24 protein-coding genes and 1 pseudogene are annotated in these 24544 nt (G+C 41.9%); 10 read left to right on the top strand and 15 right to left on the bottom strand.

Annotated elements, in window-relative coordinates:
* Positions 1 to 6: 6 nt before the first annotated feature.
* The 3 genes from H8S90_RS13660 to H8S90_RS13670 form a co-directional block, all read right to left on the bottom strand.
* Positions 7 to 3492, bottom strand: a complete 3486-nt coding sequence (locus H8S90_RS13660; protein WP_222852090.1) for a SusC/RagA family TonB-linked outer membrane protein — start codon at positions 3490 to 3492, stop codon at positions 7 to 9.
* A gap of 240 nt (positions 3493 to 3732) precedes the next feature.
* Positions 3733 to 4959 (bottom strand): FecR family protein, encoded by a 1227-nt coding sequence (locus tag H8S90_RS13665; RefSeq protein WP_187338428.1) that lies wholly within the window; start codon positions 4957 to 4959, stop codon positions 3733 to 3735.
* A 34-nt stretch (positions 4960 to 4993) separates the two neighbouring features.
* Positions 4994 to 5581, bottom strand: coding sequence for an RNA polymerase sigma factor (locus H8S90_RS13670; RefSeq protein ID WP_187338429.1), 588 nt, complete (start codon positions 5579 to 5581; stop codon positions 4994 to 4996).
* Positions 5582 to 5797: 216 nt separating this feature from the next.
* On the opposite strand from H8S90_RS13670, the gene H8S90_RS13675 reads away from it, so the two are divergent.
* The 4 genes and pseudogenes from H8S90_RS13675 to H8S90_RS26455 all read left to right on the top strand — a co-directional run.
* Positions 5798 to 6226 carry an SRPBCC domain-containing protein gene (locus H8S90_RS13675; protein WP_187338430.1) on the top strand — a complete coding sequence of 143 codons (429 nt, stop codon included), beginning with the start codon at positions 5798 to 5800 and terminating at the stop codon, positions 6224 to 6226.
* Between the two features lie 247 nt (positions 6227 to 6473).
* A complete protein-coding gene (locus tag H8S90_RS13680; protein WP_187338431.1) occupies positions 6474 to 9278 on the top strand; it encodes a bifunctional aconitate hydratase 2/2-methylisocitrate dehydratase in 2805 nt (934 codons plus the stop codon).
* 334 nt (positions 9279 to 9612) lie between these two features.
* Positions 9613 to 10011: a hypothetical protein gene (locus H8S90_RS13685; RefSeq protein WP_187338432.1), complete on the top strand. Its 399-nt coding sequence runs from the start codon at positions 9613 to 9615 to the stop codon at positions 10009 to 10011.
* 69 nt (positions 10012 to 10080) lie between these two features.
* Positions 10081 to 10197 (top strand): annotated as a pseudogene (locus tag H8S90_RS26455) (IS3 family transposase); the annotation flags it as partial.
* Positions 10198 to 10261: 64 nt separating this feature from the next.
* Here H8S90_RS26455 and H8S90_RS13690 read toward each other — a convergent pair.
* The 3 genes from H8S90_RS13690 to H8S90_RS13700 form a co-directional block, all read right to left on the bottom strand.
* Positions 10262 to 10798, bottom strand: coding sequence for a GNAT family N-acetyltransferase (locus tag H8S90_RS13690; protein ID WP_187338433.1), 537 nt, complete (start codon positions 10796 to 10798; stop codon positions 10262 to 10264).
* 268 nt (positions 10799 to 11066) lie between these two features.
* Complete coding sequence (locus H8S90_RS13695) at positions 11067 to 11876, bottom strand: hypothetical protein (RefSeq protein WP_187338434.1); 810 nt, start codon at positions 11874 to 11876, stop codon at positions 11067 to 11069.
* 367 nt (positions 11877 to 12243) lie between these two features.
* Positions 12244 to 12438, bottom strand: a complete 195-nt coding sequence (locus tag H8S90_RS13700; protein ID WP_222852091.1) for a hypothetical protein — start codon at positions 12436 to 12438, stop codon at positions 12244 to 12246.
* 24 nt (positions 12439 to 12462) lie between these two features.
* On the opposite strand from H8S90_RS13700, the gene H8S90_RS13705 reads away from it, so the two are divergent.
* The 4 genes from H8S90_RS13705 to H8S90_RS13720 all read left to right on the top strand — a co-directional run bounded on the left by H8S90_RS13705 (position 12463) and on the right by H8S90_RS13720 (position 16418).
* The gene (locus H8S90_RS13705; RefSeq protein ID WP_187338435.1) at positions 12463 to 13281 is read left to right on the top strand and encodes a helix-turn-helix transcriptional regulator; all 819 of its coding nucleotides are present in this window, start codon (positions 12463 to 12465) and stop codon (positions 13279 to 13281) included.
* 72 nt (positions 13282 to 13353) lie between these two features.
* A complete protein-coding gene (locus H8S90_RS13710) occupies positions 13354 to 14208 on the top strand; it encodes an SDR family oxidoreductase (RefSeq protein ID WP_187338436.1) in 855 nt (284 codons plus the stop codon).
* A gap of 232 nt (positions 14209 to 14440) precedes the next feature.
* Positions 14441 to 15280: an SDR family NAD(P)-dependent oxidoreductase gene (locus H8S90_RS13715; RefSeq protein WP_187338437.1), complete on the top strand. Its 840-nt coding sequence runs from the start codon at positions 14441 to 14443 to the stop codon at positions 15278 to 15280.
* A gap of 217 nt (positions 15281 to 15497) precedes the next feature.
* The gene (locus tag H8S90_RS13720; RefSeq protein ID WP_187338438.1) at positions 15498 to 16418 is read left to right on the top strand and encodes an AraC family transcriptional regulator; all 921 of its coding nucleotides are present in this window, start codon (positions 15498 to 15500) and stop codon (positions 16416 to 16418) included.
* A 180-nt stretch (positions 16419 to 16598) separates the two neighbouring features.
* On the opposite strand, the gene H8S90_RS13725 is transcribed toward H8S90_RS13720, so the two are convergent.
* The 6 genes from H8S90_RS13725 to H8S90_RS13750 form a co-directional block, all read right to left on the bottom strand.
* Complete coding sequence (locus H8S90_RS13725; protein WP_187338439.1) at positions 16599 to 16994, bottom strand: hypothetical protein; 396 nt, start codon at positions 16992 to 16994, stop codon at positions 16599 to 16601.
* The gene (locus tag H8S90_RS13730) at positions 16991 to 17740 is read right to left on the bottom strand and encodes a class I SAM-dependent methyltransferase (RefSeq protein ID WP_187338440.1); all 750 of its coding nucleotides are present in this window, start codon (positions 17738 to 17740) and stop codon (positions 16991 to 16993) included. Before H8S90_RS13730 ends, H8S90_RS13725 begins: the two co-directional genes overlap by 4 nt.
* Complete coding sequence (locus H8S90_RS13735; RefSeq protein ID WP_187338441.1) at positions 17740 to 18459, bottom strand: DUF2071 domain-containing protein; 720 nt, start codon at positions 18457 to 18459, stop codon at positions 17740 to 17742. Before H8S90_RS13735 ends, H8S90_RS13730 begins: the two co-directional genes overlap by 1 nt.
* Entirely contained in the window at positions 18452 to 18838 is a 387-nt protein-coding gene (locus H8S90_RS13740; protein ID WP_187338442.1) for a DoxX-like family protein, read from the bottom strand. Before H8S90_RS13740 ends, H8S90_RS13735 begins: the two co-directional genes overlap by 8 nt.
* Positions 18839 to 19013: 175 nt before the next feature.
* The gene (locus H8S90_RS13745; RefSeq protein ID WP_187338443.1) at positions 19014 to 19583 is read right to left on the bottom strand and encodes a hypothetical protein; all 570 of its coding nucleotides are present in this window, start codon (positions 19581 to 19583) and stop codon (positions 19014 to 19016) included.
* Positions 19584 to 19593: 10 nt separating this feature from the next.
* Positions 19594 to 19986 carry a hypothetical protein gene (locus H8S90_RS13750; RefSeq protein ID WP_187338444.1) on the bottom strand — a complete coding sequence of 131 codons (393 nt, stop codon included), beginning with the start codon at positions 19984 to 19986 and terminating at the stop codon, positions 19594 to 19596.
* A 19-nt stretch (positions 19987 to 20005) separates the two neighbouring features.
* On the opposite strand from H8S90_RS13750, the gene H8S90_RS13755 reads away from it, so the two are divergent.
* Entirely contained in the window at positions 20006 to 20311 is a 306-nt protein-coding gene (locus H8S90_RS13755) for a hypothetical protein (protein ID WP_187338445.1), read from the top strand.
* A gap of 451 nt (positions 20312 to 20762) precedes the next feature.
* On the opposite strand, the gene H8S90_RS13760 is transcribed toward H8S90_RS13755, so the two are convergent.
* Positions 20763 to 21473 (bottom strand): hypothetical protein, encoded by a 711-nt coding sequence (locus H8S90_RS13760; RefSeq protein ID WP_187338446.1) that lies wholly within the window; start codon positions 21471 to 21473, stop codon positions 20763 to 20765.
* A 747-nt stretch (positions 21474 to 22220) separates the two neighbouring features.
* Between H8S90_RS13760 and bla the strand changes: the two genes are divergently transcribed.
* On the top strand, positions 22221 to 23129 hold the full coding sequence (gene bla / locus H8S90_RS13765) for a class A beta-lactamase (RefSeq protein WP_187338447.1): 909 nt from the start codon (positions 22221 to 22223) through the stop codon (positions 23127 to 23129).
* A 145-nt stretch (positions 23130 to 23274) separates the two neighbouring features.
* On the opposite strand, the gene H8S90_RS13770 is transcribed toward bla, so the two are convergent.
* Entirely contained in the window at positions 23275 to 23676 is a 402-nt protein-coding gene (locus H8S90_RS13770; protein ID WP_187338448.1) for a nuclear transport factor 2 family protein, read from the bottom strand.
* Positions 23677 to 24201: 525 nt separating this feature from the next.
* A complete protein-coding gene (locus H8S90_RS13775; RefSeq protein WP_187338449.1) occupies positions 24202 to 24543 on the bottom strand; it encodes a helix-turn-helix domain-containing protein in 342 nt (113 codons plus the stop codon).
* Between the last annotated feature and the right edge of the window lies 1 nt (position 24544).

The raw sequence follows: 24544 nt of genomic DNA on the forward strand, positions 1-24544 counted from the left end.
GATCGTCTAAAAAGTTAAGTTCAATCCTAAGGTAAATGTACGTGAGGCCCATGATCCCGTTTCTGGGTCACCGTATATCCATTCCTGTGCCCACGTTGCCGTATTACGTACGGCGCCGAACACTTTGACCCGGTTTAAATTGTATCTGGAGGTCCATTGCTGCGGTAGGGTATATCCGACAGCAATGTTGTCCAGACGGATGAAGGAACGGTTATATAACTTTTGTGCGCCAGCAGCGCCTACAGGTCCAGAAGCTTCGATCCGACCGAATTCGTTGGTCGGATTATCGGGGGTCCAGTATTCCTTGGCAGGTAGATTAGCTAGCGCGTACTGCATACGTCCCCCCGCATCGTCGTTGTTTAAATAATTGTCGGATAAACTTTTATGTCCCATAAAGGAATAGATTTGAAAGGAGAAGGTCAGGTCTTTCCATAAGACGAACTCGTTGCGCAAAGACCAGTGATAGGGGGCCACAGTTTCGCCCAAAAATTCTTTATCCCGATCATTATAGACATATGTGACCGAGCCATCTGCATTCACTATATCATCTCCGGTATAGTTATTGGCTACTTTGGGATCACCCGGCTGCTGTCCATATTTTGCAGCTTCTTCAATTTCATGGCTCTGCCAAATTCCGGTAACCCGATAGTTCCAAATCGTATTGATGGATTGACCTATAAACCAGCCGTTCGTAATATCGTCTCGTTCTCTCCGGCCGGTTACATTGCCGTTTGCATCCACCACATCTTCGTAGTCATGGTACAGGTGTTTGATCCGGTTCTTATTGTATGAAAATCCTAGGGTGGTCGACCAACGGAAATTTTCCTTATCAATATTTAGGGTATTCAGTGCGAGCTCCACGCCGCTATTATCCACCTGTCCCAAATTCGTAGTTATGGAGCTGAACCCTGAGAAACCCGGTAATCGTTGCCCCATAATCATATCGTGGGTGCTCATATGATAATATTCGAGTGTTCCGGATATACGTTCGTTGAGAAAGCCAAAATCCAATCCGAAGTTCCATGCCGCAGTTTTTTCCCATTCCAGATGGGGGTTGGCCAAACGGTTCATCATCAGGTAACGGTATTGTAGCAACTGTCCTGAGGCGTCAATATATCCTTGCATCCCTTCACCCCCTCGCGAAAGGTTGGCAAGCGCCAAATATGGAGAACCCAATGACCTATTCCCATTTCTACCATATGAAACGCGTAGTTTACCGGAACTCATGATCGGATCCCATTTAAAGAAATCCTCGTTGGTAAAGGTCCAGGCCGCTCCCAGGGAAGGAAATATGCCATAGGGATCGGTTGAACCGAAGGCTGAATAACCGTCCCTCCTAATGGTTCCTGTCAGCATATAACGGTCATCATAATTATAGAACAAACGTGCCATCAGCGCATCGGCTGTTTCATGCGTATCATTGCTGGAGTAGTCACTTTCTTCCTTGTTACCAAAGCCTACACCATGGAATCCCAGGGCATCCGAAGGCAGAATATTCCGTGCCTCGATACGTTCCTGCCAATAACGCAGTTGCTCCGCCTCTTGCACAAGCGTGACGTTAAAACGATGCTTCTCTGCAAAGGTATAATCCCAGGTAATGGTATTGTTCAGCGACCAGTCAAAACGTTTGGCTTGTTCCCGGTTGGCACCGCGGGTCTTCGGGTCGGACCCCGGTAAATCTGCGGACATGAAATAGCGATCATAGAAAAATTGATAGCGGGGCGAGGCATTGAAGGAATAGGTAATATTAAACGGTAACTTTATTTTCGCCTGTAAGATCGTGTTGAATACGGTGTAACCCCTGTCCAACTCTAAGTATTGCCGTTGAAAGTCGTAGTTGTAACCACGCTGGCTAAATTCAGCGCTCAATGGAAACTGTACGGGATTGCCCATCTCATCGGCATAGTCAGCGAAAGGGCTGTTGCGCATAGTCTGGTCAATATCAATCTCTACATTACCGTCAGAACGGTCTTGGAAATTTACATTTGCCCCTAATTCGAACCAGTCGGTTACATTAGTATTTATCTTCATATTAGCGCGTATCGCCCGGTAATTATCACTCACAACCGCACCTTCATTTCTCAGGTAACCCATGGAAAAATAGTAATTGGTACGGTCACTTGCCCCGCTGACACTGGCGTTATAGTCTTGGTCTAGGCCTGTTCTGAAGGTCTGGTCCGTCCAGTCAACAACCTTACCGTCCATGAAATTTTGCAGGGCGTTACCCGTGAAACCCAATCTCCTTACCCAAATGCTTAAGTCATGTTCGTCCGCATCATTGGTGCTATAAGCGCGCCAGCTATCAAGCGAAACCGTGGATGGTAATTGGTCTGGGCGCATGAAGAAGCCCGGTTGATCGGCAAACACGCCGGTCTGGTAAGCCTCGTATGCGCCGGTTTGCGGATTGACACCATAGGTGTTTTTCGTTAACCAGTCCTGCCGGTGTTGCAGGTAAGCGTCTGTATCCCACCTTTTGCGAAAATCACTCGGACCGGTAGCACCCCAATTAGCCGTGAAATTGACCACCGGCTTACCGGGTTTACCCCGTTTGGTAGAGATGATGATAACTCCGTTGGCCGCTCTTGATCCGTAAACGGCTGCAGCAGAAGCATCTTTCAAGACATCGATCTGCTCGATGTCGTCGGGATTGATTTCGGATAGTTCCCCATAAAAGAACATACCATCGAGTATTATCAGGGGATTGTTATGGTTGCCATCTGTATATACAGACCGCTGACCGCGTATCTGCAAAGATCCGCCTCCCTTAGCCGACGGACTAAAGCCGACATTCAAACCCGGTGTACCCCGCAAGATGTCCTGTACCGTTCTTGGGTTTTCGTTTGCAATCTTGTCAGGACGGATTTGGATGATAGAACCCGTCAGATCTCCTTTTCGCATCGTACCATAACCGACAACCACGACTTCATCCAAGTCGCTCATCGAGGGCTGCAACGTCACGTTAACGACTTGTCTATCTTCAATGGCGAGTTCGATAGTTTGATACCCTAGTATTTTGTAAACTAGTATGCTTGCTTCACTGGGTACGGTAATCCGGTAGTTACCCGTCGTGTCTGACATAACCACTGTGGACGTGCCCTTTGCCGTTATGGTAACCCCTTCTATGGCTTCGCCAAACTCATCGGTGATTTTTCCATCTACTGCCCGATCCTGCCTTATGGCAGTAGGTGGCTTTTTTTCGGGCTGTTTCGTCGCGATGACGATGGTACCGTCTTCCATGTACCAATTCAGATTCCGGTTGGCCAACAGTAGATTCATTGCTTCATTCAATTCTGCCTGCTTGAGGCTAGCACTGACACGTATAGAAGCTATACTTTCTCCCCGGAAGAAAAATGAATACCCTTGTTGTTTTTGGATTTCCCGCATGACTTCCCGTAGAGAGCGGTTTTTTACATTGAGCGTAATTTTTTGAGCATTAATCTCGGCAAACGCGTGGAAGCTAAGTACAAGAGACAAAAAAATCGCCAGCTTCATGATTATCAAATTTCGGTAGTTGTAAGGGCATAAAAGCCACCTTACACTTCGTGTAAAAATCATATATTTGTCCTGTTTGGATGGTCAATTAAATAAATAAGTATGGGCCTTGCCAGACATATTCAAGCGGGTGATGTCGCGAGCATCATCCGTTCTTTTTATGGCCTGGATTTGTTATTGGTATTATTTGCTTTATGTTTTCATGTAAATCTATACTACTATAAGTTTAACAATAATTGGTTATTCGCTGATCACAACTAGTTGGTTTCGGCCATGTTCCTGCATCACTTTAAACTTGACGCCACTCTTTTCCAATACCTTTAATATGGTTCCTAACGGTTTACTTCGCTCTATTATTCCAAAAAAGCCGACCTGAGGTATGTTCCCCTGATACGAAACATCCATATCGTACCAGCGCCCCAATTGAGCAAAAGCAGTTTCGGGCGGCAATCCATCAAAAGCAAAAAAGCCTTCTTTCCAAGCTATAGCCGTACTGACATCAACTTTTTCTTTGGTGATGTTGCCGTTAAAGAATACCCCTTGCTCATTAGGTATGAGTGACACTTTCGTGCCAGCGGCATCCCCGCACAATTGAACTGATCCCTTAATAAGCGTGGTGATAATCGCCGTTTCATCAGGGTAAGCAGTAATATTGAATTCCGTGCCAAGAACTTCAACGGTTTGGCCCGCGCTCATAACCTTAAATGGTATTTTTGTAGAATTTTTGTCTTTTTCACCAATTCCCTTCTTCACTGATTCACGAATTGAAAAATAAGCTTCACCGATGAGCTCCACGACCCTTTCGCTGCCGGAAAATCTGCTGGGGTATTTCAGAGTTGATGCTGCGTTCAGCCATACCTCGGAGCCATCAGGGAGGGTGATTTGGTAGGTGCCGCCTTTGGGAGTGGTTATAGACATAAGCTCCCACGCGACGGCCTCTGTACTGTTTGTTTGATCTTTTGATTCCTGATTTTCGACCCTTGATGCTAATACAGCGCTTCCGTCAGCGTACCTAACGTCACCCGCTATCACTATACCGTTTTGCTTCCTACTCAGTTCAACCTTACTACCATCAGCCATCGTGAGCACGGCACTATTTCCTCCCGGCGCAATATCATCAGCATGCACACTTTTAATTTGATCGTTTTCGGTCTGCAACCTGCCATCAAAAAACCAAATTCCCCCCAGCACTAAGATTATGACAGCCGCTGCCGCTGAAGACCACCATACGAACGGGCTTTTCAGGCCTTTTCCAGCTTTTACCGGTTGCGCAACTTCCAATATACGCACCAGCATACGCCTTCTCAAATCCTCCGCATCTGTAGCAAACGATGTTTCCAGCTCGTAGCTGTCCTTCACCATTTGCTCATCCAACCACTCGTTAAGCCGGTGTTGCTCCACGGGTGAGATGGAGCCGTCCATCATTTTAGCTGCTAATACTTCGAGTTCTTTCCTTAACAAGGCCATTTATAACCGGTTTTGGTTATATAGTCTAAGATTTTTAAAGAAAGGGTGTATGAGAAAGAAAAAAAATATAAAAGAGCAGGTCGCTGCGGAGTTTTTTATTTGCGTTCTTCAGGTGCATCTTAACTGTGTTCTCCGAAAGTCCCAGCGATTCAGCAATCTCTTTAACACTTTTGTCCTGCTCACGGCTCATTCGGAATACCAGTTGGCATTGGGGAGGCAACCGGTTGATGCTCTGTTCGATCCGCGTGCGAAGTTCTTTGGCAATAAAATCGGCTTCAGGAGAAACGGCATCTATGGGGTCGTCATCAAAACCTATTTGTGAGGGGCGTTCTTTACGCCGCTGATTACGAGATAGCACGCTTAATGCCTGGTATTTTACGGCCACGGCAAGATACGTATGGAGTGAGTGCGTCAATTGTAAATTCTCCCGTCGTTTCCATAAACCGATAAAAACATTCTGAACGCATTCTTCAGCTTCCTCCGGACTACCCAGCAAGTTCGCCGCTACAACGAACAGCCTATCCCAATATCGATTATAGAGTGCTTCCAGTGCCTGTTGTTTACCAGCCACTAGTTGCATTAAAAGCTCGTTATCTTTATATTGGTTATAATCGGCACTCACGTCTGACCTATTTTGGTGGGCCAATGTAACCAAAATTCATATTAACCGCAATTCCTTAACCGCAAATTGAACATCAATTAGACATCTTGGCTGTAGAAGTCCCATGAGATACTAAATTTCAAGCACCTTTTGGATTTATTGACAGAATTGATAATTTAGAGGGGTAATTTTTAGGGCGCTTCAAATTATCGGGACGCTTATAATAAAAAACAAAAAATGGAACGTATAGAACAAATTAACTACATCAAAGCACCCATCGATACTGTATATAAAGCGCTTACATCGGAAGAAGGCTTAGGACGAGTTTGGACAAGAAAACTAAAGGTAAAGCCCGAAATAGGTTTTATTAATGAGTTTGATTTTGATGAAGGGTATATCACAAAAATGAAAATCATCGAATTGCAAGAGAATAGTAAAATTGTTTGGGAGTGTATAGCATCTGACCAAGAATGGTTTGGAACAGGCGTTTCTTTTGAGCTTTCAGAAAAAAATAATATTACAATCATTGTGCTCAGGCACTTTAATTGGAAAGAATTGACTGACTATTATCGATATTGTAACTACAATTGGGCAATGTTCCTATATAGTTTAAAGACATATTGCGAAAATAAAACAGGTCTTCCCTATCAGGACCGAGAATTTTAATAACGGACAATGAACAACCAAGCGCTTAAGGACTCACACGCTATAACTCATCGCAAAATGCCTAGCTTCCGTTAATTATAGAAAGCCTAGCTATCAAAAGGTTGTGCGGTTTCCGTTACAACATCTTTTGTGATATTCCTCCACTTCATCAACTACCTTAATAAGCAATTTACAACTTTTTAGATAATTTGCTTAAATTCGCAAATTTGGATCACTTATGATCCCTTCTTGAACTAAAGATTAATTTATGAACAGATATAACGAATATCTAAAGCAGATTATAGATAGAGAAGCCCAGGGGCTTCATCCATTGCCGATTGATGATGCTGAATTGCTATACGAAGTTATTGCGCAAATCAAAGATGTAAATCATGAACACCGGGAAGATTCGCTCCGTTTCTTTATTTACAATGTATTGCCTGGAACCACAAGCGCAGCTCGTTTAAAGGCAAAGTTTTTGAAGGAAATTATTCTTGGGGAGTCTAAAGTAAAAGAAATTTCACCCGAATTTGCTTTTGAGCAATTATCCCACATGAAGGGAGGGCCTTCTATTGAGGTTTTGTTGGATCTGGCATTGGGCGATGATCAAGCTATCGCAAAAAATGCTGCAGAAGTACTGAAAACACAAGTTTTTCTATACGACGCTGATACAGATCGTTTGGCGAAAGCCTTCGAAAATGGCAACCAAATTGCCAAAGATATTCTTGAAAGTTACGCGAAAGCAGAGTTCTATACCAAGTTACCGGACATACCTGAAGAGATTGAGTTAGTAACTTTCGTTGCGGGCATCGGTGATATTTCTACAGACTTGCTTTCTCCGGGAAGTGATGCGCACTCCAGGTCAGACCGTGAGCTTCATGGCCAGTGCATGTTTGAGCACAACAAAGAACAACAAAAAGAACTACAGGCGCTTAAAGAAAAACATCCTGACAAAAGGGTCATGTTGGTTGCCGAAAAAGGCACCATGGGTGTAGGTTCTTCGAGAATGTCAGGTGTAAATAACGTAGCTCTCTGGATTGGTAAGCCGGCAAGTCCTTTTGTACCGTTCGTTAACATTGCTCCGGTGGTGGCCGGAACCAACGGTATCTCTCCGATATTTCTAACTACGGTTGGCGTAACGGGTGGAATCGGCTTAGACCTTAAAAACTGGGTAAAAAAGTTCGATGAAAACGGTAAACTTGTGGTAGACGCTGAGGGACAGCCTGTTTTAGAACAAGCCTATTCTGTTGATACCGGGACTGTCCTTACCATCAATACAAAGACCAAGAAGCTGTATAAAGAAGGGCAGGAGATCATGGATGTAGGCTCAGCGTTCACTCCTCAAAAGATCGAATTTATGAAGGCAGGGGGGTCTTACGCTATCGAATTTGGTAAAAAACTACAGACTTTTGCCGCTAAGACCCTTGGCATTGTTGCTCCTCTCGTATTTGCCCCATCCAAAGAAATTTCACATCACGGTCAAGGTCTTACCGCAGTAGAAAAAATATTCAATAAGAATGCTGTTGGAACCTCCGGTGCAACTTTACATGCGGGATCTTATGTTCGTGCAAAGGTAAATATTGTTGGTTCTCAGGATACGACCGGATTGATGACTGCCCAGGAGTTGGAGTCAATGGCTGCAACGGTGATTTCTCCAATAGTAGATGCAGGCTATCAATCGGGTTGTCACACGGCATCCGTTTGGGATAGCAAATCTCAGCAGAATATTCCGAGGTTGATGCGTTTTATGAATGACTTTGGTCTTATAACTGCTAGAGACCCGAAAGGTATATATCATTCGATGACCGATGTCATTCACAAGGTGCTTAATGATATTACGGTAGATGATTGGGCTATAATTATTGGTGGCGACTCACATACCAGAATGTCTAAAGGAGTTGCTTTCGGAGCAGATTCTGGTACCGTTGCGCTCGCATTGGCCACAGGTGAAGCTTCTATGCCCATTCCTGAATCGGTAAAAGTGACGTTCAAAGGCAAAATGCAGGATCATCTGGATTTCCGTGATGTGGTGCATGCTACCCAACTACAGATGTTAAAGGAATTTAATGGAGAAAATGTATTTCAGGGAAGAGTTATAGAAGTGCATATCGGTACACTGCTCTCTGACCAAGCATTCACTTTCACAGATTGGACGGCAGAAATGAAAGCCAAAGCATCCATCTGTATTTCCCAGCCGGATACCCTCATCGAATCATTGGAGATAGCAAAAGACAGAATCGGAATCATGATCGAAAAGGGCATGGATAATGAGAAACAAGTATTGCAAGGCCTCATTGATAAAGCCAATAACAGAATCAATGAAATCAGATCAGGAGAAAAACCGCCATTAACACCTGATGAGAACGCTAAATATTATGCGGAATTTGTGGTCGATTTGGATATCATTGATGAGCCCATGATTGCCGACCCTGACGTACATAACGTGGATGCATCAAAGCGGTATACGCATGATACCATTCGAGATCTTACGTATTATGGGGGAGAGAAACATGTTGATCTTGGTTTTGTTGGGTCATGCATGGTGCATAAAGGAGATATCAAGATCGTGTCCAAAATGCTGAAAAACCTAGAAGAACAATACGGAAAAGTGGAGTTCCGGGCTCCTTTGGTAGTAGCAGCTCCTACCTACAATATTATTGATGAACTCAAAGAAGAGGGCGATTGGGATGTGCTGCAAAAGTATTCTGGTTTTGAATTCGATGATGCTGCTCCTAAAAGTGCTGCTCGTACAACCTATGACAACATTCTGTATCTGGAACGACCTGGTTGTAATCTATGCATGGGTAACCAGGAAAAGGCAGAGCAAGGCGATACCGTAATGGCAACATCTACCCGTCTGTTCCAAGGGCGTGTGGTCAAAGATTCAGACCGTAAGAAAGGAGAATCGTTATTGGCATCTACCCCGGTGGTTGTTCTTTCTGCCATTTTTGGAAGAACCCCCACCATTGAAGAATATAAAGCTGCTGTTAAAGGTATTCAGCTTACCCAGTTTGCACCGCCTATTAAAAAAATGACTACGAGCCCTTCAGCCGCTCATCAGCTTTCTTTTTAGATTTCTGAATTTTTTATTGGGCCATGAAGATAGATAAAATGCGTTTTGGGTGTGTGAGGTCTATGACCTGCACATCCAAAACGGTTTCTATGAAGGGATCTCATCCTTTATCGCCTTTGATAACCAGAATCATTTTCTATATAAGACCGTAGATGACTACATCTATCCCAATCAAAGATATACGTTAAAGGTGTTATTGCGGGCAAGTTAAAAGTATCAGTTTAATGTGGCAATCGGGCACTCCATCCTTCAATTTTATCACTTCATCTTAAAAGTGGCTTCCCAAAAGATAGATCAATTTACCTTTGCGTTTTAAATAAAAAATCAGAAAAAAATGAAAAAAGCAATTCTAATCGCTCTTTTGGGTTTCTTCTTTTTAAATACGACGTATGCACAAAAGTATTTTGGAAAAACCCACACACCTACGCAAAATGTAGATGAGTTTTATGATCTTGAGGATGTAGAAAAGGAATACACGGTTATGGGAAAAACTGAACTTGCAAAAGGTTTTCGTTCTTTGGAAAAGACCCAGCAAAAAATCATCGATTTAGCAAAGCAAAAAGGGGCTGATGGTGTGATTTTTTCGATGGAAGAAGAGGTTTATGGCACATCTAATTCAAGTGGTGGTGTTATAAATGAAAAAAAGAAGAATAAAACAACGGCATCTTCAAGTAGTAACACTATCGATTTGAAAAAACAGAAAATTAGGGCAACGTTTATTAAATATAAGTAAGCTCTCCATTTCAACAAAGCTGTTTTCAAAAGACGGCTTTGTTTTTTTAGTTTCTTTCTATAAGCATAAGGTTTTGCTGACAACTGGAAGAGTGTATATCGGATATACAAATTGGAAGGTCTCAATCTCAGATCCAAGAGACCTCGGCGGAATAGAAGCGCCTCACACCGGATGGAAAGGCCCGATACCCTAAAAATATTATCAGATTAAGTCATAACTAATTCAGGTGATACATGCCTCGATTTTACTCTTAGGATCCGTGCCAATCTTTTTGGCTTAAACGATACCAGTTATGCTTAACACCTTTTAAGGAAAACTCTTCTATACGTTTTAGACCAATTTTGGTTAATATTTTATTAGATCCTATATTATCACAATCGGCAATGGCAATGATTTCCGGTAAGTTAAGTTGATCAAAACCGTAAGCAAGTGAGGCTTTTGCTGCTTCTGTTGCGTAACCTTTACCCCAGTATTTCTTTATCAATCGATAACCCAGATCATAGTAGTTAATATGACGGTTGATCTCTTCCTTCACGAATTTCAAGCCTGCCCAACCGATAAAGTTGTTGGAATCTTTTTCTATCACCGCCCAACGTCCGATATTGTTTTCGATATATTGCTGTCGTATAAAATCGATATTCTTCTCAGCCTCCCCTTTGTTTTTTACAGGATTGTTCCCCAGATATTTGTGTACATCAGGATCGGCGTCTAACTCAAACATCCCATCAATATCTTGTAGAACGATTTCCCTTAGTATAAGCCGATTCGTTTCTAAAAAGATTTTCATTTAATTATACTTTAATTCCATAGATAAATGCAGCCACTCGCTGGTTTTAATTTACCATTCCCTCTAACACCGCTACAGAACTCTCTTCTTCATTAATTCCTGCCACAAATGTGCCTTGTTCAAAGCCAAATGTTTAAATAAACGATAATAACCTAGCCATTCGCAACTATCATCGCTGTATTTGAGCTCTTGGTCGCCATTTATTATTTCATGGTTATCATAGGTAGTACACCATCCATCATGATCTAAAAAAGGTAGCTCCTTAGAGCTAAAGTGCGGACGCGTTGCCTAACCGTGCAACAATTTCCTTAATAGCCTCTTCAGAAAAGTTCAGAACAACAGTCAATTTTCCACTCTTAATAGGTTCATTTATAACCGGTAAGGCGACAATCTTTTTATCAACAACAATGGCAATGGGTTTAGCATTATTCAATCTCGTAAGATTAAAAAATCTTTCCGCACCGTCTTTCTTTAGCCTTATGTTCAACACCCTATTTCCGGCGTAATCGAAATCTTCTTCTACATGCTCGATGTCCCGGGAATTTACCGCAGCGTCATTGACCAGTTCAACGCGTTGCAGATCTATAGATTGTGTGTAATTTTTAACGGCATAAAAGCCATCACTCCGCTCCACCGGAATAGGAATGAAATCCTTTCGCTCAGGCGAAAAATCTTGAATCTTATTCTCCAGAGAATCAAGCTCAGCATATATATCAGCGAAGCCTTTCGTCATGGCCTGCTCAAATGTTTGCGGTTTGGAAAATTTGTGAAATGCTGGTGAGATGACAAAATTATACAGGTCGTTTACCTCTTCGGATGAAAATAAGGTGCTCAATCCTTTATTGAGCCTATCGTATAGATTGCTATCTGTCAGGCTATTTTCAATATTGATAAGCTTGACCCGGTCACTTTCGGAAAGTTGATCCTTTAAAGGTTCAATATAACTTGCAAAGATCCTATCTTTCTCAATTGTGAGAAGGTCTAATTTGAAAATAATCGTATCCATTTTTTCTGATTGACTTTGCGCTTTACCTAGTATCGGAAGCAAGGCTAAGGCTAGAATAATAATCGGTTTCATACAACGATGGTGCAAGTTAGTTCCATTCTAATATACAAAGATTTAGCGAAGCCGGCGTGTGTAATCGAAATTAAAAGAGAATATCTGAAGCGTAGTAAGTGTTTAACGAAGGAAGAATAATAATTTACTTTTCTTGATGGATATTTTACAGGATGAAGAGGAGGGCTGTATATCTTGTTTTGTGTAAAACATAATCAAGACCTTACAGATATCTAATACAAAAACTGAGTTCCATTGTTCGAGGCAATAGTAACCACAGAATTGATCACATTAACAACTTATCTGTTGATAGTCCATCTCTCCAATCCGTGCCGATATAAAAATAACCTTCCAAGAGTTTTTCGTTGATTTTTCCCGGATATAGATGTTAATGGCTGATTGTGACGAATCCTGAATTGTATCCGGCGCCAGATACCAGCTGCACACCTGCCTTTCGAACCGCAGGCAACAGGCGGTCTACGGCGTCTTCATGGTCGATGATAGAATATTGGGTAGCCGATAGACAGATATCAGGAGCGGCAACCTCCAGACTTTCCAGGATGGGATCTATCTTTTCGGTCATACCAAAGGAATCGTTATCTTTGGTATGATGGAATACCGGAAATTTGCACCGCCAACCCCTTTAATTCCCTATGTACGTTATTTTTGGACATTGGATAACAGGGGAGATGCCATGGGATACCATGCTTTTACCACGATTGCCGATGGTTTGCCGGGATTGATTTTCCAGCAGCTGACTGCTGGCCGTGCGCAGCAGCAAGGTTACGAATTGCCCACATGCTACCTGTACGGTCAATCGATCCAACCGAGTACCATCATTATCCCTTCTGATTTCCGAGCCGTGGGGGTTTATTTCTATCCAAATGCCCTGCAATCCATCTTTGGACTACCCGCGTTTGAGTTGACCGATCAGTGCCTGGCGATTGACACCCTGGATGGGAAAATAGGAGCATCGCTGATTGAGCAGTTAATGAATGCGCCAACCGCAGATACGCAGATAGGCGCACTGGCGGATTACCTCCACCAACGGATCGTGAAAAATGTTGTCAGTCTGGATGCCGAGGCTGTGTATGCATCCCGAATGCTGGTGGATAGTGGTGGCCGCATCCAACTGCGGGAGTTGCGGAAGGAGTTGCGGATTTCAGAACGTAGCTTCCAGCGCAAGTTCCAACAAGCTATTGGCATATCACCAAAGCTATTTTCCCGAATTTGTCAGTTCCAGGCCGCCATGCAGCACATTCGAGAAGGACGGCCACTGAAGTTCACGGACTTAGCACTTGCGCATGGTTACGCTGATCAGTCGCATTTCATCCGCACCTTCCAAGCGTTTGTCGGTTGCTCTCCCCGGCAATTTGCACATGCCTTTAAAGAACAGTTGCCAAATTTTCCTCACCTGATCCGCTGATTTAACCGTTTTGGCGGTTTTGTTCAATTTTTGGATAGTAGAACCCCTTAGATTTGCTGAAAAGAATTGTATATGATCGCATTAACAGGAGCAAGCGGAAATTTAGGGCAGTTGACCCTTTCCCGCCTAATCGAAAAAACACCGGTAGCAAATATAGTTGCCATCGTGCGGAATCCCGCAAAACTAGGAACGTACCACGACTCGGGCATCAATATCCGTAAGGCAGATTATGATGATATGACCGCATTGGTTGAGGCGTTGGATGGCGTGAAAACACTGCTACTGATTTCTTCGTCTGCCTACGGATCGGAAGCCTCCCGACATGAACTTAATGTGGTGCAGGCAGCTGAGGCGGCAGGTGTCCGGAAAATCATCTATACCGGTACGCTCAGGCCCGGCCCAAATGCTGTTTTCTTGGCTGGCAGAACCTGCTGGGCAACGGAGAAGGCCATCCGGGATAAGCGGTTCGCTTTTACATTTTTCAGAAACAGCATGTACTTTGAGACCATCCCCTTGTTCATTGGCAGCGTCGTACAGGATGGTCAGATTTATTACGCGGGAGGCGATGGGAAAGTCAGTTTTGTGAGCCGTGCGGATATTGCGGAAGCGCTGGCCATCGTAATGACCGAACCGGATAGTCACCACAACGCTGAATATCAGATAACCGGTGAGGAGGCAATATCATTTAACGATTTGGCTGCATTGTTCAAATCTGAGAAAGGTTTGGATGCCGCATACCATGACATTTCCGATGCCGACTTTGTAGCGGAACTCTCGAAACTAAAAATGCCACAAGGCGAAATTGACTTTACGGTGAGTATGGCATCCAGTATCCGTACTGGTGAATTTTCCGACATAGACGATCAGTTGGAAAAATTATTGGGACGGAAACGCAAAGTCGTGCGTAACTATATTCAAGAATTGTAAGGGTCCCTCATATACCAGCCCCGTTCATTTCGTGCATTTATTGAATAAAATCGCTTTTAAGATTTGGGTATCCTACTTTAACAGAGAACCCAAATCTAACCTGTAAGTAGTAACTTATTACACGACTCATTAACCCCTTTGATTCTCTATATGACTACAAATATCCGCACTTAGCCTACAAGTAAAGAAAGCGTTTGGCCTACATTTGTTGTGAACAAAAAAGATAAAGATCATGACACAGCAAAAGGATAAAGTATGGTTCATTACCGGCACATCGCGCGGTTTTGGCCGTGTTTGGACGGAAGCCGCTTTAGCACGTGGCGATAAAGTAGTTGCAACAGCACGCAGGTTGGAAGACCTTGCAGATATCCAAGATAAGTATGGTGAGCAGGTATTGACCTTAGCACTCGATGTGACTAAATCCGATCAGGTAAAAGAGGCCGTAACAACCGCACATGCGCATTTTGGTAGGCTCGACATCGTGCTCAACAATGCAGGCTATTCATTGGTGGGAACTATTGAGGAAGCCAGCGCTGCCGATATCCGAGCACTTTACGAGACGAATATTTTAGGGCCGGTCGCTGTAGTACAGGCCGCTTTGCCCTTGCTCAGGGAGCAGGGTTATGGCCACATCCTTGGTACTTCCAGCAATCTTGGCCACATTACTATGCCGGTAATCGGCTATTACTGTTCCTCCAAATGGGCTTTTGAGGCCATTTATGAAAGCCTGGCGGCTGAAGTAGCCCCCTTCGGGATCAAGGTAACCATTATCGAACCAGGTGCTTATGCTACCGAGTTCGGTAGCCAGGAATCATTGAAATTTGCAAACGGCATGGAAGTATATGCCGATTTTAAAGCTAAATTTGCAGACAGCTTAAAAACGATGGAAAGAGGTGATCCGGCTGCAACGCCACAGGCATTGTTTAAAATAATAGATGCAGAACAGCCACCGTTACGTTTTAATCTTGGTAGTCATAATCTTTCAGGCACGCGGGAAGCCTATGCCCAGCGGCTGGCTATCTGGGAGGCCTGGGATGAGCTATCCAGCGCTGCCCAAGGCAAAGCGAATTAAAAATCAGCCATAAGCGGCGTTTTTAATGCTAACCGCTTATGGCTATATTTGTTGTTATATGAACCGTCCATGTTTAAAATTTCATTTTCATCATGCCGGAATGCAAATTTATTCACGGGGTTTAAACGTGGTAAGCTCCATCTTACCGATGGAATAAAAACCGCTTTGCGGTTCATGAGTGCCTTTAAAATAGAATACTGACGAATAATTTTTACAGATGAAAAAGGAAGATAACAGCTTACATAAATTTGAATCACTTACTGATGCGCACCGGGCCTTTGGCCTGCCACAGCCCCGGCATCCGCTCATTAGCCTGATCAATGGGGCGCATAGCCAGATAGAACTGTTCAAAATTCCACAACGCCATGTCCTGGGTTTTTACAAGATCTCTTATAAGCCAAAGCTTAGCGGAAAACTAAAATATGGTCAGGGCTATTACGATTTTGATGAGGGTGGCCTGCTGTTCGCCTCTCCGGGCCAGATTATAGGTGGCAATGACAACGAGGGGGCGGTATGTTCGGAATATACATTGTTGATTCACCCCGATTTCTTTTTAGGATATCCCATAGCAAAAAAAATCAGTCAGTATGGTTTTTTCTCCTATGCAACCAATGAAGCACTCCATCTATCGGAAGAAGAGAAAGCAATAGTCATGTCCATTTTCCGCAACATTGAAACAGAACTGAATAACAGGATTGACGACTTTAGCCAAGATGTCATGATCTCCCAGATCGAGTTGCTGTTTAATTATGCCAACCGATTTTACAAGAGGCAATTTATCACGCGTAAGGTAGTCAGCAACGAGCTGTTGCAAAGACTGGAGGAGCTGTTGAACCATTACTTTGATAAAGAAATGCCGTCAAGTCAGGGCACGCCCACCGTCAGTTACGTAGCCGAAAAGCTACATCTTTCACCCAGTTATTTGAGTGATATGCTGCGCGCCCTAACAGGCCAAAGTGCTCAGCAGCATATTCATGCTAAAGTGATTGAAAAGGCTAAAGAAAAGCTCTCCACTACTAACCTTTCCGTGAGCGAAGTAGCCTATACATTGGGTTTTGAACACTCACAGTCATTCAGTAAACTTTTTAAAACCAAAACAAAGCTCTCTCCGCAAGAATTTCGTAGGTCTTTTAATTAACATTACCGTTTCCCGTCGTTAGGCTTTGCATTGTGGTAAGCTTCCGTGTTGAATGACATGACTAGGGAATTAGGTACAGCGTTTAGGGTAGCACTGTCGGAACCATTGGTCAACGCAGGTTATAGTGTGGCCATTGAAGCAAAACTACGAGATTTTTCTCCGGACGTAATCTTTTGTCAACTAGTAATAAGCATTCATCCAGAAGACAGCGCTGATATAAATCCACAGTATAACAAACAAGATGTGGATAATCGTTTCCTTTTTTTTCCCTTTCCATAAGGATGGATGATATCCGATAAACTGTACCATCAGCCTTGCTGTCCAAAATAGCGCAAAGCCATAGGAGAGTTTTTTGCCCAGTGGCGTATCGGTGAGCTCATCGGCAGCAAATACGCATAATAAGCCAAGTAGAAGCAGGGCAAACGCGAGAAAAAAGGTGTGGATATACATCATCTGTCGATTGATTAAACTTAAGGGCTTGAGGTCATCCTTCCATTTGAAGTAACGTGGAAAAAACACATGAATTAAACTCAACGCCATTAATAAGCAACCAACAAGTTGAATATGCCCGATCATCTTTTTTCCAGTATAAAAGCATTTACAAACGGTGTTATCCGCAAAAGACCTGTGCACTGCAAACTACTGCCGTCAAAGGTTCTGTTCCAAACGCTAGCCGGCAGAAAGTGAAAGCAACCTATAGTATAGGCCAAAAAATTAGCTAGATTCCGCAGATGTTCCACCACAATGATCTTTCCTCCGGGTTTTAACGCCCGCCGCAGTTCGCCAAAGAAAATAATACGTTCACTGTCTTTCCTGATTTCATGAGCGGCCAAGATCAGGAAAATTCCGTCATAACTATTGTCGGCAACAGGCAAATGGGATGTACCGGTAGTTTTTGTCCCAGGTAAAGAAGGCATTGATCTCCGGGCCCTTCTTATCGAAACTTCCGTGTGTTTTTGGGGGTCGTAAAAATCAAAGATATCAATCGAGGCTTCGGTAAATTTGAAGGATAGCAAAGCACTGCTTTCATCGCAACCGGCATGTATATTAGCTAGTTTTCCGGAGCCGTTAATTGATACCCCATCAAGCCATGATAATTTGTACAGTGCAGACCGGTCATAAATATAATGTGAAACAATAAGTGTGGTGAGAAGCGACAAGCATGTACAGCATACCATTAAATAAATAAGCGTTTTCCCGATGGGAAAGTAGTAGCTTAGGTACAGTAAACCAATTAGCCACAGCGTTGCTATTAAAAAAAAGTGCCAATTAAAGCATATGATATTTTTGACGCCCTGAAAGGGTGATCTGAGCTCTTCCATTATGCTATAGAACCTTTCTTCCAATAATAGGGAATATTGCTAACAAGGAATGCGCTAGCGAGTTTGGCAGATTTGAAGCCTAGAGACTTCAGAAAATCGGAGCGGAAATCGACTACTTCAACCGGCCGCGGATCCCAGTTTGACCGAACACCTTCTACCATCAGCACACCGCCATCAGCTTCGCTAAAGGTAAAAGGAAGCGGGCCCGCAAACTTCCTTGCCTCCTTCCAGTCGTCAAATGGAGAGCTCTCAGGTGGCGGAATAAAATCAGTAGCAGCAAGTTTCACGTCTACACTAAAGTCTTTACTATCAATACGCAGTTCCTGATTGGTCAACAGCTGAGTTACCTTGACTTTTTCATAACGGTACTTTGTAAAGATACTACCGAGAAACAGCATGCTTCGGGAGTCTGTTTGGGATTTTAGAATATAGAGCCCCCGCCTTGTTTTGCCTTTTTTGTCGGTGTAACGTGTAAATAGTCTATAACCGATCAGGAAAAAGTTTCGCCCCATAAATTTTGGAAAACCTTTCGGCCGTAGACTTTTTGTTTGGACGGCCGCGATTGCTAAGAACGCCCATCTGTTGTGCATTACATCCAGATCCAGAAATGATGGCACATAGGGTTCCAGCTCTTCTTTACGTACCGCAATAGTAATTACCAGCGAATAATCAAAAAAAGCTTCCACTGCAAATGGATGTACTGCAAGACGACTAAGCATACCTGGGGTTTTCGTTCCGGATAAAATTATAGTAATATATTAAGAGACAAAAGCAAAATGCAAAAAAAAGATTCCATTTTCCAAAGAGCAAAAGATCCTGTGCATAGGTATATTCGATTACGTTCATTACCAACACAAGGGTAATCTGAGCGTAGGCTAATAAACGTGGACAAACACGGAATATAATAGCCACGGCAAGGGCTATTTCACCTAAACCGATTATTTGCGTCAGTATATGGGCATGGTTAATTCCGAGAATGCGCGCAACGATTAGTTCGTGGCGTGGAACCAAATTCAGCACCTTACAGTATAATCCATTGATTAACCAAACTGAAGCGATTACCCAATTTATTATTTGCCCCCTATATACTGTTCGCATGCCGCTTTTGTGTCTATTATTTGAAGTCCCTGTGCTTTCTGTCGAGAATTTTAGTACGTCATCAAATTGCAGCTTAATTTACTATTTTATATGCGATGGTTCAAAGAAAGAAATGGAATATGGATATATTACAGCAGCGATTTAATTTCTTTTTATAGATTATACCCCTTTAATCTCATAAAGGCTTAGAATTTTTCAGTTTCCAGACTTTGAAACTATCACTAATTTTAACAAACGAAACCCCACTATAAGGGTTTCCCCTTACTTTTGATACAATCTTTATATTACCTTTCAAAATCTTTTCCATTTTTTCGAAATCCTCAATATTTAAAGGGTTTCCCTCATTCACCACGAAACCAATTTCACGAATGGCCCCATCCGGAGTAAAATAATAATTTATCTCCATTCGTTCATTTTCATCATCACCGGCTTTGGCCAGAATAATAGGAGCTATCAACGCGCGTACTTCTTCTAAATTTATATTATAATAATGTCCAGGATAATCATATCCTGGTTGATCGACAACTTTAGGGACCTCCAGCGGCAGTTTATCAAGCTTATTTTTGGCGTTGCCAACGATTATAAAATCCCTTCCCTGATAATTTTTTCCTTCCTTTTTCAGTTCAAAGATTTCCAAATCACCTTTTGCCTTGGTAATATCTTTGTCCAGTCTGATTTGTGCAGCGCTGTGTATGTAAGAAAATAAAGCTAATACAGCAACAGCTATTTTTGATAGTTTTTTCATAGTCTACAATTTAATAACAACCGGAATTTTGGAGCACATTGAGCATCGCCTCCGGATTTAAGTCATTTTTAATAGTCCTGTCATACTCAGGATAAAAATTCTTCCAAATTTCCATAAATTCAAAGTATTGTCCTCCCAGATCTTGATATGCTTTGGGTGCCTTGGTGCGATTTTCAGTAATTTGATCAATCCAACTCTCGTATGCGTCCTTCTGATCTTGGGTGCCCCTAGAAAAAGCAGAAAGGGTATTTGTCACAATATCATGAAATAAAGCTTGCTCAAATTCTATATTGGGTAGCCCGACATGGACGGATATCAAACGTCCCAGACATAACGGCAGGTTTGGACACTTAATAATCCCGTATCCCCAAACACACAAACAATCATTATCTTTGCATTCCAAATCAAAACCTATTTAGCCGATGCAAGTAAAGTTTAGCTATATGTACCGTGACGGTGCTAATTATAAGAACCATGGTGAAGTTATTATGTATAATCCAGAAAATCTAAGCGTAATTGATGCAACCCATATAATCCATGCAAATTTAATTGATGAAATGTATTTTTATGCGTACGAGCTTGGTGTGCCAGACTTGCATTTCTCTCATTGGAATAACCAGTACGATCACAGCTGGCATGAGTTTGTATCCTTAGAAGAAACGCAAGAGTCTGCGACAACAAAGCAGAGCCTGAGTGAATTTTTAAACTGTTTAAAGAAGCAGCTTTAAACTATACAATTAAGTATTTACTAAACATTTTCTACGGAACGACGAACAATTACAATCAACAATTACAATATTATGCATGCTATCAAAGAAGTTTATATAATGAGCGATCAACCAAGCACCTGTCCGGCATGCGGAGCTCGTACAGATTTTACGGAGGTCAAGAGTCATAACGGCGAGATATGTCAATATCATTCTTGTCTAAATAATGAATGCCGCAATGAATTTGTGGATCAGATGTCATTCAGTTAGCATGTGTGTCATACTTAGGAAAGCTTAGAGATACGAGAATCTTTTGTTTTGTTGAGTTCCTCTTTAAAGGTCACAAATTGTGATACCACCAGTGGACTGGATTGATCCATATTGTATTTTCAGTAAGGCCACGAAGTCGAGGAGAGGCTTGTAACTACTAGATGTGGATGTATTGCCTCTTTTATTTCCAGCGTGATCGTATTTACTTTACCCCATCCGTGTGCGCTGGATTTTCCCAAAAAACCGAGTCTTTCCCAAAATATGTTAACAAAAGCTCCTTAATTTTAATGATGTGCTGTCGTCCTTCCTTGGGCTCGCACCATTTGTCCAGGTCTTCCGGGGAAGAATAGAGTAATTGTTTTGTACTGTCTTCAGTAATAAGTTTGACTAGATAACTATGTCCAGCGGCCTCTGTCCATTTTAGCTCTTCCATGGAGCTTCCGTCTTCAAATGTAGTTATTTTAGGTTCTACCGGACAACCGGAGCCGTATACTTTGTCATCCCGCAGCTGCCAGGGCTTGTAAGCCATTAATTCCTGCCATAGAGAGCCACCCTTTTCTGTGGAGATGTCATATACATCAAAGAACCTATCAATCCTGAAACCTTTCCGATCGTATTTTTTGTTACGGATATGGTTGCCTAAAGTTTGCGGCAGTTTTGCGTATGCTGGAATGTCTCGGCGTGAGTAATGATAGGTAAAAAGACTGACTGTATCATCTTTCTTGCTTACAATAAATAAGTTATCAGGCACATTTGCCATAGGGGTAATACCTTGGAAAATTATTGTGCTATCAGCGTTTTTTTTGAAAAGTTCTTCAATTTCTTTTTCATTGTTAGGTTGGGCATTGGCGTGCAGGTAAAATAGTGATAACAGAAAGGTAATAATATAATATGATGTTCGTATTTCTTTCATTCTTATTATTAGATGATTATTTGATCTGTTTTTCACAAATCAATATTATGCTTTTCGGTTTATTAGATTTTTGCATTATACAATATCAATGTGGAAACTGGAAGAGCCTATGCCCGCTTAATATCGATCAAGAAAGTGCGAAGTTGGCGGTAGGATAGGTGCTGAACGAATTCTTTGACCGACCTAAAAAATAATAAAGGTTTCCGAGAGGGTGTTGCAAAGAAGGGACTTCAAGACACAATAGAAATTCAAAGAAATAGCTACAACACCCGTTGCATAAATAATAAATTTTAACTATGCTGGTACGGCTCCGGTTTTTGGACAAGGTACAAATTTTACAAAAGTAGAATTTTGGTTGCCTTCCGAGAATGCTCAGGGTGGTCAGATAGGTGGTCAAACTGGTAGTCAAACTGGTGGTCAAACTGAACCATTAACAAGGCGGCAACAAGAAGTCTTTTTATTACTTAAAAATCGTAACATGATGGGAAGGAAAGAGAAATCTTACTGGGTTTTCGAAACACGTATATAACTAAATAATACCATAGTACAATAAAATGTCTTTGCGAAATTTACTGTAATTTGTTTTCGTAAACAATAACATAACGATGTAATTGGATCTACTCATCATGATGGTATTTTGTATTATATGCCTAAAGGATATACATCGTTAAAACAAAATAAATACATCGGGTAATTGCTTATATTGCGACTTGTGAGTCATACATTGTAAACCACACAGTTAGAAATATGGCGAGGAATAAGATACTAATATTAAATCTATCAATTGGTTTATTTCTTTTAATTTGGCCTGTCTTAGCTTTGGGACAAAATACACTTCAAAAACAAATTGAAGATATTGCCGCGAGTGGCAATGGAAAGGCAGGTATCTATGGATTAATTATAGAAACAGGCGAGTCGATATCCTTTAATGGCGACAATCCGTTTCCGATGCAAAGCGTTTATAAGTTTCCCATTTCGATTGCAATGCTTGACCGGGTAGATAAAGGGATTTTTTCATTAGACGAAATTATCCGTATTGACACATCAGCGTATATTCCCAAAAACGGTCATAGCCCGATACGAGACAAATTCCAAGATGGCACTAACCTTTCCGTAAGAGATCTGCTGAAATATAACATGGAAGAAAGTGATGGAACCGCATGTGATGTCTTACTTGAGCTTTTAGGTGGAACAGATAGTACTGAACAGTACATTCATAAACTTGGTATAAGAGATATAGCCATTTCAACTACCGAAATGATACAGGTGGCCAATGATACCATTCAATACCAAAACTGGGTAACACCCAAAGCTATGACACAATTATTAAAGATATTTTACAGCGGTAACATCCTTTCTGAAAGGAGCAGGGCTTTGCTTTTAGCATATATGTTTGCATCGTCGCCCTATTTTGATCGGCGGATAAAGGGATTATTGCCACCGGGCACGGAGGTCGCACATAAAACCGGTACCGCCGGTACTATTAATGGACTAACCAGAGCAACGAACGATGTAGGAATTGTTACGCTTCCTAATGGCAATCATTTAGCGATATCCGTTTTTATTTCAGATTCTTATGACTCTCAAAAAAAACGCGAATTGACGATTGCAAAGATTACAAGAGCAGCTTTTGATTATTGGGCAGAATGTAAATAATACAGTTCTGGGCTCTTTTTGGTCAAATTTAAAGTCAAAATTCTGACGGCCGATTTTACTCAGACGAAGGTTGAAGTTGGCCTTCCGATTCGTTTAATTTTAGATCAGTTCGGCTTTCCGGGGAAATAAGTGCTCTAAATCATGTTTACCCATAAACCTCCCCAAAAAATGCATCCACTTTATGCTGATCTTCCGGGAAATTATATACCTCCACAATTTTGCCGTTCTCAATTTTCCAAAGTAGGCATGACATATTATCAAGATTGTTGGTGCCATCTAAGTTACTCCAGTTACGGTGGCAGTCGATCATATATTGATCGCTTACACCCATTACGATGGGAGAGGCTTGGAATGACGCTTTGCCTAGTTGACCTAAATATTCTATTACAGCTGGTATACCTAACTTAGTTCCTGCCAGTGGGTGTTTACCGGGGATATGCCATTTAATATCTTCTGCTAGTACATTGCTGAGCTGGTCGGTTTCGTTGCTGGCATAGATTCGGAAGAACTCGTGTATTAATTCCACGTTTGGATGATTTGTGTCCATAAGGTTGTATTTATCGGTTATGATTTGTTTTTGATTATAGTTTTGTAATGCTCCACCACCGGGAACGGATCATAGTAATGGTGTAACAGTTTTTTCCATGCTAAGTGTATCCCTTTATCGAACTGATATGTTGTTCTGCTGTTTGAAAATCTTTTTCAAACTGTTCCTGTAGCTTAGGCTTTACATACAATATAGCTGATTCTAGTATCATTATTTTTTATCTTCCGTTATTTCATGCGCGATCTTTTTTCTTTCCGGTTGAGTTGATGATATATTCTTCTGCCAATTCTTGGAGATACTAGAATACAATCTCCGTGTTCTTGTCATGGTTATTTAGCTTTTTCAATTTGCTTTGTACCCCCAACAGGATTCGAATCTGTGACCCACGGTTAAATCCACCGTGCTTGAAGAGGATGCGCTTACCGATTTTAAGATTATAGGAGTTTTTGAGTAAGTATTGCAAATTAACGAGTGACAATCGTTGAGTGTACCCTTTGGAGTATGGCCAATACATTTACTAAACTTTTATTTCTCTTTTATCTTCTGTCTATGCTTCAAGCCAAAAACAATTAATGCCTTGATGACAGGTTCAGTTTCTTTGGCGTGTACGGCAAGTTTATAGGAAACTGTAACAGGTTTGGTACTATTCACAGTTCTTGTAATTAATAAATTATCTTCCAATTCCTGCAACTCTTTAGACAAAACTTTTGGCGAGATACCATCTACCTCCTCAAGCAAATCCTTAAACCGCATTTCAGTATGAACAGAAAGATTTAACAAAACACAGAATTTCCATTTTCCTGTCAATAAATCAATAGAATCTCGAAGAGCCATAACGTGTTGACTAAACAACTCTTCATCTTTCATA

It is taken from the genome of Olivibacter sp. SDN3 (genome assembly GCF_014334135.1).
Taxonomy (GTDB): Bacteria; Bacteroidota; Bacteroidia; order Sphingobacteriales; family Sphingobacteriaceae; genus Olivibacter.